This is a genomic window from Rhodococcus sp. FW305-130 (assembly GCF_058788335.1).
Map to the genome: position 1 here is coordinate 951,741 of NZ_JBYTAP010000001.1, position 12,290 is coordinate 964,030.

Annotated in this window: 12 protein-coding genes; 7 read left to right on the top strand and 5 right to left on the bottom strand. The window is 63.3% G+C overall.

Annotation, left to right across the window (positions count from 1 at the left end; genetic code table 11):
* Positions 1 to 14: 14 nt before the first annotated feature.
* A complete protein-coding gene (locus AC3WQS_RS04630) occupies positions 15 to 1,424 on the bottom strand; it encodes a dihydrolipoyl dehydrogenase family protein (RefSeq protein WP_492711630.1) in 1,410 nt (469 codons plus the stop codon).
* A gap of 82 nt (positions 1,425 to 1,506) precedes the next feature.
* Between AC3WQS_RS04630 and AC3WQS_RS04635 the strand changes: the two genes are divergently transcribed.
* Complete coding sequence (locus tag AC3WQS_RS04635; protein WP_019744767.1) at positions 1,507 to 2,259, top strand: SDR family oxidoreductase; 753 nt, start codon at positions 1,507 to 1,509, stop codon at positions 2,257 to 2,259.
* Positions 2,259 to 3,581, top strand: a complete 1,323-nt coding sequence (locus AC3WQS_RS04640) for an NAD(P)/FAD-dependent oxidoreductase (protein ID WP_003946361.1) — start codon at positions 2,259 to 2,261, stop codon at positions 3,579 to 3,581. The genes AC3WQS_RS04635 and AC3WQS_RS04640 overlap by 1 nt, the downstream gene beginning before the upstream one ends.
* Before the next feature lie 3 nt (positions 3,582 to 3,584).
* Here the strand turns inward: AC3WQS_RS04640 and AC3WQS_RS04645 are convergent, their stop codons facing one another.
* Complete coding sequence (locus tag AC3WQS_RS04645; protein WP_047888490.1) at positions 3,585 to 4,088, bottom strand: COG4315 family predicted lipoprotein; 504 nt, start codon at positions 4,086 to 4,088, stop codon at positions 3,585 to 3,587.
* A gap of 124 nt (positions 4,089 to 4,212) precedes the next feature.
* Here AC3WQS_RS04645 and AC3WQS_RS04650 point away from each other — a divergent pair, with 124 nt between their 5' ends.
* Genes AC3WQS_RS04650 through AC3WQS_RS04660 form a run of 3 tightly spaced genes read left to right on the top strand, consistent with a single transcriptional unit; the run spans position 4,213 to position 6,320 of the window.
* A complete protein-coding gene (locus AC3WQS_RS04650; RefSeq protein ID WP_020908655.1) occupies positions 4,213 to 4,689 on the top strand; it encodes a MarR family winged helix-turn-helix transcriptional regulator in 477 nt (158 codons plus the stop codon).
* A 1-nt stretch (position 4,690) separates the two neighbouring features.
* Complete coding sequence (locus AC3WQS_RS04655; protein WP_020908654.1) at positions 4,691 to 5,542, top strand: ABC transporter ATP-binding protein; 852 nt, start codon at positions 4,691 to 4,693, stop codon at positions 5,540 to 5,542.
* Complete coding sequence (locus tag AC3WQS_RS04660; RefSeq protein ID WP_283383946.1) at positions 5,502 to 6,320, top strand: ABC transporter permease; 819 nt, start codon at positions 5,502 to 5,504, stop codon at positions 6,318 to 6,320. Before AC3WQS_RS04655 ends, AC3WQS_RS04660 begins: the two co-directional genes overlap by 41 nt.
* Before the next feature lie 13 nt (positions 6,321 to 6,333).
* Here the strand turns inward: AC3WQS_RS04660 and AC3WQS_RS04665 are convergent, their stop codons facing one another.
* The gene (locus AC3WQS_RS04665) at positions 6,334 to 6,777 is read right to left on the bottom strand and encodes a helix-turn-helix domain-containing protein (protein WP_019744761.1); all 444 of its coding nucleotides are present in this window, start codon (positions 6,775 to 6,777) and stop codon (positions 6,334 to 6,336) included.
* A 903-nt stretch (positions 6,778 to 7,680) separates the two neighbouring features.
* On the opposite strand from AC3WQS_RS04665, the gene AC3WQS_RS04670 reads away from it, so the two are divergent.
* Positions 7,681 to 8,493, top strand: a complete 813-nt coding sequence (locus AC3WQS_RS04670; protein WP_020970361.1) for an FAD:protein FMN transferase — start codon at positions 7,681 to 7,683, stop codon at positions 8,491 to 8,493.
* A 1-nt stretch (position 8,494) separates the two neighbouring features.
* Here AC3WQS_RS04670 and pgi read toward each other — a convergent pair whose 3' ends face one another.
* The gene (pgi, locus tag AC3WQS_RS04675; protein WP_021345178.1) at positions 8,495 to 10,150 is read right to left on the bottom strand and encodes a glucose-6-phosphate isomerase; all 1,656 of its coding nucleotides are present in this window, start codon (positions 10,148 to 10,150) and stop codon (positions 8,495 to 8,497) included.
* A 92-nt stretch (positions 10,151 to 10,242) separates the two neighbouring features.
* Between pgi and AC3WQS_RS04680 the strand changes: the two genes are divergently transcribed.
* Entirely contained in the window at positions 10,243 to 11,697 is a 1,455-nt protein-coding gene (locus tag AC3WQS_RS04680; protein WP_283383945.1) for an NAD-dependent succinate-semialdehyde dehydrogenase, read from the top strand.
* 74 nt (positions 11,698 to 11,771) lie between these two features.
* On the opposite strand, the gene AC3WQS_RS04685 is transcribed toward AC3WQS_RS04680, so the two are convergent.
* A complete protein-coding gene (locus AC3WQS_RS04685; protein ID WP_019744757.1) occupies positions 11,772 to 12,098 on the bottom strand; it encodes a chorismate mutase in 327 nt (108 codons plus the stop codon).
* Positions 12,099 to 12,290 lie beyond the last annotated feature (192 nt).

The window sequence follows — 12,290 nt, forward strand, 5'->3', positions numbered from 1 at the left end:
ACTTCGGGATCGCGTCAGCGGCGAGCCTCCAGCAATCGAAGCCAGACCTCACTGACCGTCGGATACGAGGGCACCGCATGCCAGAGAGTTTCGAGTGGGACGGCGCCGACGACCGCGATTGTCGCCGCGTGCACCAGTTCGGACACTTCGGGCCCGGCAAAAGTTGCGCCGAGGATCACGTCGGTGGCCTTGTCGATGACCAACTTCGCGCGCCCGGAGTAGTCGTCGCGCAACAGCGAGGATCCTGCGACGGCCAGTTCGATCTCCACGACTTCGACGTCGTAGCCGTCGTCGCGAGCTTTCTTCTCGGTGCGTCCCACCCACGCGATTTCGGGTGAGGTGAACACCACCTGGGGGACCTGTCCGTTGTCCGCCGACGCCGTGTACCGAGGTCCCCTGAGTCCGCGGCTCTCGGCCCGCGCGGCGATGACGTCTCCGCAGACTCTCGCCTGATACTTGCCCATGTGGGTGAGGGGAGAGCGGCCGTTCATGTCGCCGACGGCGTAGAGCCACTCACCTTGGGCACAGAGGTGATCGTCAGTGGTGACGTACTTGCCGTCCTCGAGGCCGATGACGGACAAGCCGAGATCGGCAGATGTCGGCCCGCGGCCCGCCGCGACGATGACCTCGTCGACCTCGATCACACCGGAAGAGGTCTCGATGCTGACGGGTCCACCGTGGATGTGGCCCGCACCGGTGTCCTTGGCGTCGGGTCGCGACACCGAGTTGACGGCGGTGCTCAGTCGAACGTCGACGCCGCGGGCGCCGAGTGCTTCGGCAACCATCGTTCCGGCAAACGGTTCTGCCGATTTCAACAGAGCATCGCCTCTCACGAGCAGTGTCACGTGAGCGCCGAACGACGACAACCACGTTGCGCACTCCGTTGCGACGACTCCGCCGCCGATGACCGCCACCCGCGACGGAACCTCGTGGAGATTGGTCGCATCGCGCGACGTCCACGGGAGTGCTTCACGCAACCCCGGCGTCTTCGGGACAGTGGCAGTTGTGCCCGTGGCGAGTACAACGGCTTGGCGGGCGCGGAGCTTACGGGTCCCGTCGACGGTCACAGCGCGCTCGCCGTCGATCACCCCGTGGCCTTTGATCACTGTGATTCCCGCGGAGGTGGCCCAGTCGACCTGGGACGAATCGTCGTGGTTGTGGGTGAACGAGTCGCGGCGTTTCAGGACGGCCTCGACGTCCAGCGGTCCGGCCGGGATCCCGGGCAAAGCGTCGGCCGCCTCGAGGACCTGCCCCGGGCGCAGTAGCGCCTTGCTGGGCATACAGGCCCAATACGAGCATTCACCGCCGACCAGTTCGTGTTCCACGATTGCGGCGGTGCGATTACTTCCGGCGATGGCGTACGCGGCGGCGTTCTCGCCGGCGGGCCCACCGCCGATCACGATGACATCGAATTCGTCGGTCATGCCTCCACGGTATGTCGGATCGGTCCGAGTTCGCTCGGTTACCGCCGGGTACGAGAACTCGAAGATGGTTACAGTTGCACCCATGACGCGGCAGAAGATTTTGATCACCGGTGCCAGTTCGGGTCTGGGTGAGGAGATGGCCAGGAGATTCGCCGCGGCCGGTCGCGACCTCGCGTTGTGTGCCCGGCGGACGGATCGTCTCGACACGCTGCGTGGGGAGCTGGTGGCGCAGTACCCGTCGATCAGCGTCGCAGTTCGCGAACTCGATGTGACCGAACACGATTCCGTCGTCCGGGTTTTCGGTGAGCTGCGCGACGAGTTGGGTGGCCTGGACCGGGTGATCGTGAACGCCGGGCTCGGCAAGGGCGCCAAGATCGGAACCGGAAAAGCGCACGCGAATCTTGCAACAGCGCAGACGAATTTTGTCGGCGCGCTGTCGCAGTGTGAAGCTGCGCTCGAGATCTTCCGCGCGCAGGACGCCGGACACCTGGTTCTCGTGTCCTCGATCAGCGCCGATCGGGGGCTACCAGGGCCAAAAGCGGCCTATTCGGCAAGCAAGGCCGGGGTAGCGGCTCTGGGTGAGGCGCTCAGTATCGAGTTGGCGCGCACACCTATTCGCGTCACCACCCTGCTGCCGGGCTTCATCAAGACCGACATGTCCGCCGGCGCCGGCGACGACGCAGCGCTCATGGCCAGTTTGGACGAAGGCGTCAGTGCCATGGTCGACGCCATCGAGAAGGAAACCACCCGAGCGGCGCTACCCGGCCTCAAGTGGCAAGGGATAGATGCGGCCCTACGATTCCTGCCCAACTCCGTGACAGCGAGGTTTGTCTGATGAGCATCCACATCTCGAACGGTAAGCCCCGCGTAGTGATCGTCGGTGGCGGCTTCGGTGGACTGTACGCAGCGAGACGACTCAAGAAGGCCGACGTCGAGGTGGTTCTGATCGACCGAGGGACCAGCCACGTCTTCCAGCCCCTGCTCTACCAGTGCGCCACGGGTCTGCTCTCCGAAGGGCAGATCGCAAGTCCGCTGCGACATCTGCTCGAGGACAACAAGAACACGAACGTCGTTCTGGGCGAGGCCAAGTCGGTGGACGCCGACGCCGGGATACTGACTGCCAGTCGCTTCGACGGGTCGACCTTCGAATTGCCGTACGACTACCTGATCGTGGCGGCTGGAATGCGCCAGTCGTACCACGGCCAGGACGAGTTCATCAAATGGGCGCCCGGCATGAAAACCCTCGACGACGCTTTGGCGATCAGACGCAGTCTCATTGCTGCGTTCGAGATGGCCGAATCGCTCCCGACAGCGGAAGAACGTCGACCGTGGCTGACATTCGCCGTGGCGGGCGGCGGACCCACCGGCGTCGAATTAGCCGGACAGATCCGCGAATTGGCAATGCACGCGCTCACAAACGAGTTCAGGTCCATCGACCCGGACGAGGCAAGGGTACTGCTCTTCCACGGCGACGATCGGGTGCTCCCTTCGTTCAGTCGCAAGCTCTCGGCCGCAGCCAAACGTACTCTCGACGGGATCGGCGTCGAGACTCACCTCGGCGTGCACGTCACCGACGTGTGCGAGACCAGCATCGAGACGACGGACAAGAAGACAAAAGAGAAGCGGCAGTACGAGACCCGCACGATTCTGTGGACCGCGGGCGTCGAAGCAGTGCCGTTCGCCGAGGCACTGGCCACGGCGCTGGGTGTGAAGCAGGTCGGCGGTGGCCGCATCGAGGTGGAAGCCGATCTGACCGTTCCCGGCCACCCGAACGTCTACGTGGTGGGCGACCTCATGTCGCGGGACAAACTTGCCGGGGTGGCCGAGGTCGCGATGCAGGGTGGTCGGCACGCCGGTGCCCGAATCGCTGCAACCGTGGAAAACGGCGTGCCCAGCCGAAAACCGTTCAAGTACCGCGATCTTGGAACCGCGGCCTACATTTCGCGACGCCACGCGTTGCTTCAGGCAGGGCCGGTCCAGTTGTCCGGGTTCATCGGATGGGTGTCATGGGGAATCATCCACATCGCGTTCCTCGCGGGTTTCCGCAATCGCGCCAGCACGGTGCTGAACTGGGGCGCAACCCTGGCGTCGAAAACGCGTCGGGAACGGGCAATCACGTACGGCGACCCCGAAACCGCGCGGCAGCCGTACAACTGAGGGTTACTCAGTCTTGAACACGGGGTTTCCGGCGGCGTCGATCATCCACCACAGGCTGCCGACGCTCTGTCCGAGCATGTCTCCGGGAACCTTGTCGTCGAGGTACCGATAGACGGGCTTGCCGTTGACGGTGATCTGGAAAGATCCTTCAGGCCCGTCGACAGTGTCGATGACGGCGTCGATTCCTTCGACGATCGGCGAATCCGTGACCGAGGTGACCGCCGGCCAGTAACGCAGGCACGCTTCGTCGCACGACCCGGCTTGTGAGTTCTCCTCGTCCGGGTTGTAGACGTAGACGGTCATGCCCTCGCCGTCGACGGCGATCGTCCCGAGTGGGGAGTCGGCGGTCTTCAGCAGGGGTGCATCAGCGGCGGCGGGTGGCGACAGCGACGTCGAAATGGCAGTGACGTTGTCTGCGCTGTCCCCGGAATCGAGGGCGTCGGGTGAGCAACCGGTGAGGATCAGGGCGCTACTCGCAACCGTCGCGAACAACCACTGTCTGCGCATGACGTCTCCGTTCTGGGCGGGAGTGCTCGGGACAAGCAATCGGGGATACCCGTTGCGGACGAGCTGAAAACGCCGGGCGTCCGGATTCCTCGACAATAGCTCTGTTACAGAGCTATTGTGAGGTGTGGATGAAATCGGAGCAGATCACAGGCTTTCGGATGATGTCCTGGAGACGCTCGGGCAATTGCGCCGGGGCACGAGGAAGGCATCGGGGCGACCGTTTGCAGAACGACCGCTCGGCGGCGCCCAAATCGAACTCGTCAGGCTGCTACGGCGCAACCCGGGTCTGTCGGTGGCTGAGGCTGCCGGGCGATTGGGTGTCGCGGCAAACACGGTGTCCACCCTGGTTCGGCAGCTCGTCGACGATGGAGTGATCGAACGGGTTGCCGACGAGGCTGATCGACGCGTCGCGCGATTGGTCCTCTCGGACGAGGCGCGCGCCCGCGTCGAAGTGTGGCGTGATCGCCGGAGTGTGATTGTCGGTCAGGCATTGTCGAGTCTGACCGGAGAAGACAGGGCGAGGATCGAGGCTGCGCTACCAGCCCTGTCGCGATTGGCGAGCGCTCTGGCAGCAGCCGGATCAGAAGGTGAGGGGCAGTGAGATGCTGACACAGTGGTGGAAGAGCCGAGCGGCAGGTTCACCCGACCCCGGCGCACACGCGGTCGAGATCGACTCGGTTACATACAAGTTCGGCGACCACCGCGCGGTGGACAACCTGAGTCTGGTCATCAACGCGGGGGAGTGCTTCGGCCTGCTCGGTCCCAACGGTGCAGGAAAGACTACGACGATCAGATTGCTCAACACGTTACTTCCTCTGCAAGACGGTGATATTCGGATTCTCGGTCGCTCAGTTCGTACCGAGGCGATGACCATTCGGCGCTACCTCGGATACGTGCCACAACAGCTCTCGATCGAAAGCGCATTGACCGCGCGCGAGAACGTGACCTGGTTCGCGCGACTGTACGACGTTCCGCGGTCCGAACGACGCGAGCGCGTCGACCAGGCGCTCGAGATGGTGGACCTGCTCGATTCAGGCGATCGCCTGGCGTCGAGTTTCTCCGGCGGTATGGTGCGACGGCTCGAACTTGCGCAGGCGCTGGTGAACCGACCGTCGCTGCTGGTACTCGACGAACCGACGGTGGGGCTGGATCCCATTGCCCGCGAATCCGTCTGGCAGCGAGTGGCGGAGATGCAGAAGCAGTACGGCATGACTGTGCTGCTGACGACGCACTACATGGAAGAAGCCGAGGAGCTGTGTGATCGTGTTGCGTTGATGCATCACGGTGAACTTCGGGCGGTGGGCGAGCCGAGCGAGTTGGCCGCCGAACTGGGGCCGGAGGCCACTCTCGAAGACGTGTTCCGTCACTACACCGGCGACGATCTCACCGGCGACAAGTCAGGAGGTCTCCGCGATGTCCGCAGTGCCCGTCGCACAGCGCGCCGCTTGGGCTGATCCCACTACCAACGGTTTCGCTCGATTGCTCTCGAGAATTTACACATTCTGCCTCGTGGAAGTTCAGAAGTTGCGGCACGACCGATCTGAATTGGTCACGCGCGCAATCCAGCCGATCCTCTGGTTGGTGATCTTCGGCCAGACGTTCAGCCATATCCGAGCGATCCCCACTGGCGACGTACCGTATCTCGACTTTCTCTCGCCCGGCATCATTGCGCAGTCCGCTCTTTTTGTTGCGATCTTCTACGGAATCCAGATCATCTGGGAGCGTGACGCGGGAGTCCTCACCAAATTGATGGTCACGCCGACGCCGCGCGCAGCATTGGTGACAGGTAAGGCATTCGCCGCCGGGATCCGCGCAGTCGCCCAGGCAATGGTGGTCGTCATCGTGGCGGCGCTGTTGGGGGTGAGTATGACGTGGAACCCGCTCAAACTGCTCGGGGTCGTATTGGTCGTTGTCCTGGGTTCCGCGTTCTTTGCCTGCTTGTCGGTCGCGATCGCGGGAATCGTGCTCAAACGAGATCGATTGATGGGCATCGGGCAGGCAATCACCATGCCATTGTTCTTTGCGTCCAACGCGCTGTACCCGGTCGAACTCATGCCGACGTGGGTTCAGTGGCTCAGCCGCATCAACCCGCTGAGCTACGAGGTGTCAGCACTACGCGGTCTACTCATCGGAATGCCGACCAACTATGTCGTCGACTTCGGCGTGCTGATCGGGTCAGCGCTGCTCGGAATCGTCACCGCCTCGGCACTATTGGGCCGCTTGACTCGCTGATCTTCGCACTGGATCAGTCGCGAGTGAACGGTGGGGCGTACGTGCTGCAATCCGGAGGTACGGCCGGGAGTCCTTCGGACGAGCGAAGTTTCTCCGCAATCGACGAGAGTAGGTCCTGCGATTCAGGGGAGAGATCGACCGCTTTCATAGCCAGAGAACGCAATTCGCTGTCGTGGAACTCTTCGACAACCGAACGGTCTTCTTCCGGAATCAGTTCGGGATCTTGGCGAGGCGTCGGGCCGAAGAAGTACTCTGCTGCTACGCCGAAGTAATCGGCCAATGCCAAAACGACTTGCTCTGACGGATTTGTGCGCACACCGCTCCGGAGCTGAGAGAGGTACGGTGTCGAAATCTTGCATCCGCGTTGTGAAAGGGCTTCCACAACTTGTGCGTTGGTGAGTCTCGGGGCTGTGGCCGGGTACAAGGCGTTCAAGCGGTCCTTGAATGAATCGGTCACAATTCCTCCCTCGAGCGTGACCCAGCGTCACAGCTACTTCGCAGTTTTCACATAGTAGACGACACGGTTATTCTGGACTCCGGTCGAAAGTCCTTTCACCTGCGGATATTTGGCGCGGAGAGATTCCAAAGACTTTGTAAAGTATGTGATTTACGCCGCGTACTGACCGTTCGTTTTGCCAACGGGCGTGCGGGTGGCGTATAAGCAAAATGTCGGTGGTTACGCCGTTGTGCTGCAGGTTCTTTCGGCCGGTCCTATGAAGCTGCGTCGATGCATTGTGGCCCTGTCTGTAACGTGCGAGCACTGCCGCCGGGCGCCGGGCGTCACTCTCTCCGGCGGTTGGCGCGCCGCGTGTTCGGAACTCTTTCTCGGTGCTCTGCTCGACGCTCGCACGTAGTGATGGGCGCGTATTTTCTCGGCAGTCGAGAGTGAGCGGGCAGGTGTGTCGACCTGTCGAAAGTGGCGCGGGTCGAAAGCGGCCGATTGGTATGTCATCGACGTTGGAACACAGTGCTTCTCGTCAGTCGCCGCTATCTCCTGCGGTGATATCAGCGTCGCCCGGACGTGTTTTGCGGCAGACCGAGCTCGAGGCGCAGCGTCCCGGCACGACATGTCGAGCGTCGCCTCTGCGTCTTTCGGATCGGAATAGCCCGCTGCGCCGGTAGTAGTCGGCGTCCGTCGACATCGGGTGCGTGTCAGGACCCTTCGAAGGACTACGCGGCTTGCACACGGAGGGCGACAGTCCGGGCGGCAATTCTGTCGCACAGATCTACCATCAGCCCCTGCCGTGCGCTGCTCCTCCTGCAGGATGCGTGCCTCGGCCTCGGAAGCGGCTTATGGCACGGGGCTTGCTGACCGGCGCATACTGGTTACAACGCGGTGTGTTCGAAGGGCAGGACTGACATGGTCAGTGTCGAGAAGTGGGCGATGTGGGATTCCGCCGTGGAGGTGGATGTCACCGAAGGCGCTGCGCTGCCCACTGCGCACGCGTTGATCGCAGCTGCCATCGACGAGACCGAGGCGGTGTGCGACCTTCGCCGGGGCGACGCCGAGATTCACGCCGTCAACCTCGCTCAGGGAACTCCGGTCAAAGTGACTCGGCGTATGTCTGCTCTCTTGCGGTCGGCGCTGTGGGCGGCTCGTATGACCGGCGGCGCAGTCAATCCGCTTGCCGACAACTACTCCGAGGACGAGTCCATCCCTCCGGTCCACCCGACCCCGACGTTCGAGGACGTACAGCTCGACGGCGACGTGGTGTACGCGCCCTGGGGTGCGTCGTTCGACATCACCGGAGTTGCCAAGGCAGACACCGTCGATCGCGCCGCGCAGATCGTGGCTGCCGAACTGCAATGTGGTGTTGCCGTACGGATCGGCGACGTGATCGCCACGGCCGGCCATGCACCGGCCGGTGGCTGGCAGATTCCGGTACCGGGCAGCGAGGAAGTCGAACTGATCAACGGAACCGCGATGGCGACGGCGCGGGCGGTAGAGCTGCCCTCCTGGGAGCCGAACCAGGAGCGTCCCTCCACGGAATGGGCGCAAGTCTCGGTGATCGCGGACGACGCGGTGTGGGCGTACGCCGCGAGCGAAGCAGCGTTGATCCGGGGTATCAGCGCCATCAAATGGGTTGAACAGCAAGAGCTTCGCGCTCGGCTCGTCGACCGATCCGGACGTGTGTACGCGACGGAGAGTTGGTTCGGCCCTGCTGCCGCGTGAATCAGGCCCGTCCGCGCTCCTTGCGGTACCAGTGCACGAGTGCGTCGGTGGACGTGTCGCCGAGGTCGCCGGGTGCCTCTTCGGAGGAGAGTGCAGGTCCCAGTTCCAGTGCCTGCGTCTTGCCGAGTTCGACGCCCCACTGATCGAACGGATTGACACCCCACACAGCACCTTCGACAAATACCTGGTGCTCGTAGAGTGCGATCAACTGACCGACGACCGAGGGCGTCAATTCCTTGGCCAGGATGGTGCTCGAAGGCCGGTTGCCTGGCATCACCTTGTGCGGCACCAACTCCGGGGCCGTGCCCTCTGAAGCGATTTCTTCGGCGGTCTTGCCGAAGGCGAGAACCTTTGTCTGAGCGAAGAAGTTACTCATGAGCAGATCGTGCATGGATCCGGTGCCGTCCGCCGTCGGCAGATCGTCGGTGGATTCCGCGAAGCCGATGAAATCGGCGGGCACGAGCCACGTGCCCTGATGCAGGAGCTGATAGAACGCGTGTTGGCCGTTGGTTCCCGGCTCGCCCCAGAAGATCTCACCGGTGGACGTGGTCACCGGTGAGCCGTCGGCGCGAACCGACTTGCCATTGGACTCCATGGTCAGCTGCTGCAGGTACGCGGGAAAGCGCAACAGGTCGTTGGAGTAGGGCAGCACTGCTCGGGACTGAGCGCCGAAGAAGTTGGAGTACCAGAGCCCGATGAGCCCGAGGAGAACCGGCGCGTTCTGCTCGAGCGGTTGGTTTCGGAAGTGCGTGTCGATCTGGTGGAAACCGTCGAGGAATTCGGCAAAACGAACGGGTCCGACGGCGCACATGACCGACAAGCCGATCGCCGAGTCGACGGAGTAGCGCCCGCCGACCCAATCCCAGAATCCGAACATGTTCGCGGTGTCGATGCCGAACTCCGCCACGCGATCACCATGGGTGGAGACTGCGACGAAATGCTTGGCTACGGCCGAGACGTCTTCGCTGCCCAGACCGGCGAACAGCCAACGCTTTGCCGCCGTCGCATTGGTGAGCGTCTCGAGGGTGGAAAACGTCTTGGACGCGACGATGAAGAGGGTCGTCTCCGGATCGAGGTCGTCGAGCTGCCCGACCAGGTCGACCGGGTCGATGTTGGAGACGAACCGAACGCTGATTCCGGCGTCCGCGTAGTGCCGTAGCGCGCGATAGACCATCACGGGCCCGAGGTCGGAACCGCCGATGCCGATGTTGACGATGGTGCGGATGCGCTTGCCGGTGGCGCCCGTCCACTCGCCACTGCGCACCCGGTCCGCGAAAGCGCCCATCGCGTCCAGAACTTCGTGAACGTCCGCGACGACGTCCTGACCGTCGACGGTCAGAGCAGAATCCTTCGGCAGACGCAGTGCTGTGTGCAGCACGGCTCGGTCTTCCGAGCTGTTGATGTGATCGCCCGCGAACATCGCGTCGCGTCGTGCCTCGACGCCGGCCTCGCGGGCCAACTCGACGAGTAGCGCGAGAGTCTCGCGGCTGACGCGATGCTTGCTGTAGTCGATGTGAAGATCACCGGCGTCGATCGTCAGCTCTCGCCCGCGGGCTGGATCGTCCTGGAAGAGTTCTCGCAGGTGAACGCCTTCGATGTCGGCGTAATGAGCGCGCAGTTTCTGCCAGGCTGAGGTTCCGGTGATGTCAGTGCTCACGATCATCGACTTTAGTGGCACAAGCTGGAAACTTCCGCGTGAGTCTCGCTCGCGGGCAGACGGACGCGGCTTCGACGAGCATCATGGAACCCATGGACACATTCGAATTCATTCGATCAGTTCCCACCCAGTTGTTCGTCGGCGGCCGGTTCGAGCCCGCGGAGAACAACGCGACCTTCCCGGTGGCAGATCCGGCGACCGGAAAATCGTTGACCGACGTCGCCGATGCTAGCCCCGCGGATGCGATGCGCGCGCTCGACGAAGCCGTGGCCGTCTCGTCGAAGTGGGCGAGCACACCTGCGCGCGAGCGTGGTGAAATTCTGCGAGCCGTCTTCGAGAAGATCACCGAGCGCGCCGAGGACGTGGCGCTGCTGATGACCCTCGAAATGGGCAAGGCACTCGCCGAGAGCCGTGCCGAGGTCAAGTACGGCGCCGAGTTCTTCCGGTGGTTCAGCGAGGAGGCCGTTCGCATCGGCGGGCGCTACACGCCGGCGCCGGCGGGCAACGGCCGGATCCTCGTCACGAAGGCGCCGGTCGGACCGTGTCTGGCCATCACTCCCTGGAATTTTCCGTTGGCGATGGGCACCCGCAAGATCGGACCGGCGTTGGCCGCCGGCTGCACGATCATCGTCAAGCCCGCCTCGGAGACCCCGTTGACGATGCTGCTGCTCGCTCAGCTCATGGCCGAAGCAGGGCTGCCCGACGGAGTCCTCTCGGTGTTGCCGACATCGAAATCCGGGGAAGTGACCGGCCCTCTCATCGACGACCCCCGACTGCGCAAGCTCACCTTCACCGGGTCCACCGGCGTCGGCAAGATGCTGGTGGAGAAGTCCGCGAAGCGATTGCTCCGCACGTCGATGGAATTGGGTGGCAATGCGCCCTTCGTCGTGTTCGACGACGCGGACGTCGACAAGGCAGTCGAGGGTGCGGTACTGGCCAAGCTTCGCAACGGAGGCGAAGCCTGCACCGCCGCCAACCGGTTCCATGTCGCCAACGCCGTGCGTGAGGAGTTCACGACCAAGCTGACCGAGAAGATGGCGGCGTTCACGATGGGACCGGGTACCGACCCGGAGACGAAGCTCGGCCCGCTGATCAACCAGAACCAGCTCGACACGGTCGCAGAGTTGGTTGCAGATGCGGTGGATGCCGGGGCGAAGGTTCGACTGGGCGGCGAAGCGCCAGGTGGTGAGGGGCACTTCTATCCGGCCACCGTGTTGGCCGACGTTCCGGCGAGCGCGCGGATACTGAAGGAAGAGGTGTTCGGACCCGTCGCCGCAATCACCGGCTTCGACACCGAAGCCGAGGGAATCGCGGCCGCCAACGACACCGAGTTCGGATTGGCTGCGTACATCTTCACGAGGGATCTCGACCGTGCGCTTCGGGTCTCCGACGCACTGGAATCAGGAATGATCGGCGTCAACCGCGGAGTGATCTCGGACGCGGCAGCGCCGTTCGGTGGTGTGAAGGAATCCGGATTCGGCCGCGAGGGCGGGACCGAGGGGATCGAGGAATACCTGAACACGAAGTACATCGCGCTCGAGAACTGACACACACACGAACGGCTACATCGGGACTGCCAGAGGCATCCGATGTAGCCGTTCGCAAGTGATCTGGGTGTGCGCTAGTGGCCCAGGCGTCCGCGGCCCAGGCGCAGGAGCAGCATCGCGAGGGTGTGGCCTTCCTGGCCCAGCTCGTTGAACCGTTCGAGGACCTTCATCTCTCGGCTGTGCACCAGACGCGGACCACCCGATGCCATCCGGGTACGGCCGATGATCTGGGAGACCTCGGAGCGGCGTTTGATGGCCGCGAGGATCTCGGCGTCGAGACGGTCGATTTCTTTCCGGAGCTCGTCGATCTCCGCCTCACTCTGGGGGATCTCGACGTCTGTCGGAGCAGTGTTTACAGTATTTACAGTATTTCCATTGGGGGCTGCAGCCTGGGTGCTCATTGCTATTCGTCTCCTCTTCCTACTGCGTGGATCGTGGTCTCGGCTCGGGTCGTTACCGATCCAGGCACACTGACGAAAATGCCCCGGATCCGATTCGGACCAGGGGCGGGTGAGCTGTTCAGATCACGTGCACCGAGGTCCGGGGCACGTAAAGTAACGCCACAGCGGGCCGACGGGGTCGGCCGTGTTGTC

Bases quoted from the DNA above. Each gene is read 5' to 3' on its own strand.
- AC3WQS_RS04680 (WP_283383945.1), top strand. From the start codon at position 10,243: ATGGACACATTCGAATTCATTCGATCAGTTCCCACCCAGTTGTTCGTC.
- AC3WQS_RS04635 (WP_019744767.1), top strand. From the start codon at position 1,507: ATGACGCGGCAGAAGATTTTGATCACCGGTGCCAGTTCGGGTCTGGGT.
- AC3WQS_RS04685 (WP_019744757.1), bottom strand. From the start codon at position 12,098: ATGAGCACCCAGGCTGCAGCCCCCAATGGAAATACTGTAAATACTGTA.
- AC3WQS_RS04645 (WP_047888490.1), bottom strand. From the start codon at position 4,088: ATGCGCAGACAGTGGTTGTTCGCGACGGTTGCGAGTAGCGCCCTGATC.
- AC3WQS_RS04630 (WP_492711630.1), bottom strand. From the start codon at position 1,424: ATGACCGACGAATTCGATGTCATCGTGATCGGCGGTGGGCCCGCCGGC.
- AC3WQS_RS04660 (WP_283383946.1), top strand. From the start codon at position 5,502: ATGTCCGCAGTGCCCGTCGCACAGCGCGCCGCTTGGGCTGATCCCACT.
- AC3WQS_RS04640 (WP_003946361.1), top strand. From the start codon at position 2,259: ATGAGCATCCACATCTCGAACGGTAAGCCCCGCGTAGTGATCGTCGGT.
- AC3WQS_RS04655 (WP_020908654.1), top strand. From the start codon at position 4,691: ATGCTGACACAGTGGTGGAAGAGCCGAGCGGCAGGTTCACCCGACCCC.
- AC3WQS_RS04670 (WP_020970361.1), top strand. From the start codon at position 7,681: ATGGTCAGTGTCGAGAAGTGGGCGATGTGGGATTCCGCCGTGGAGGTG.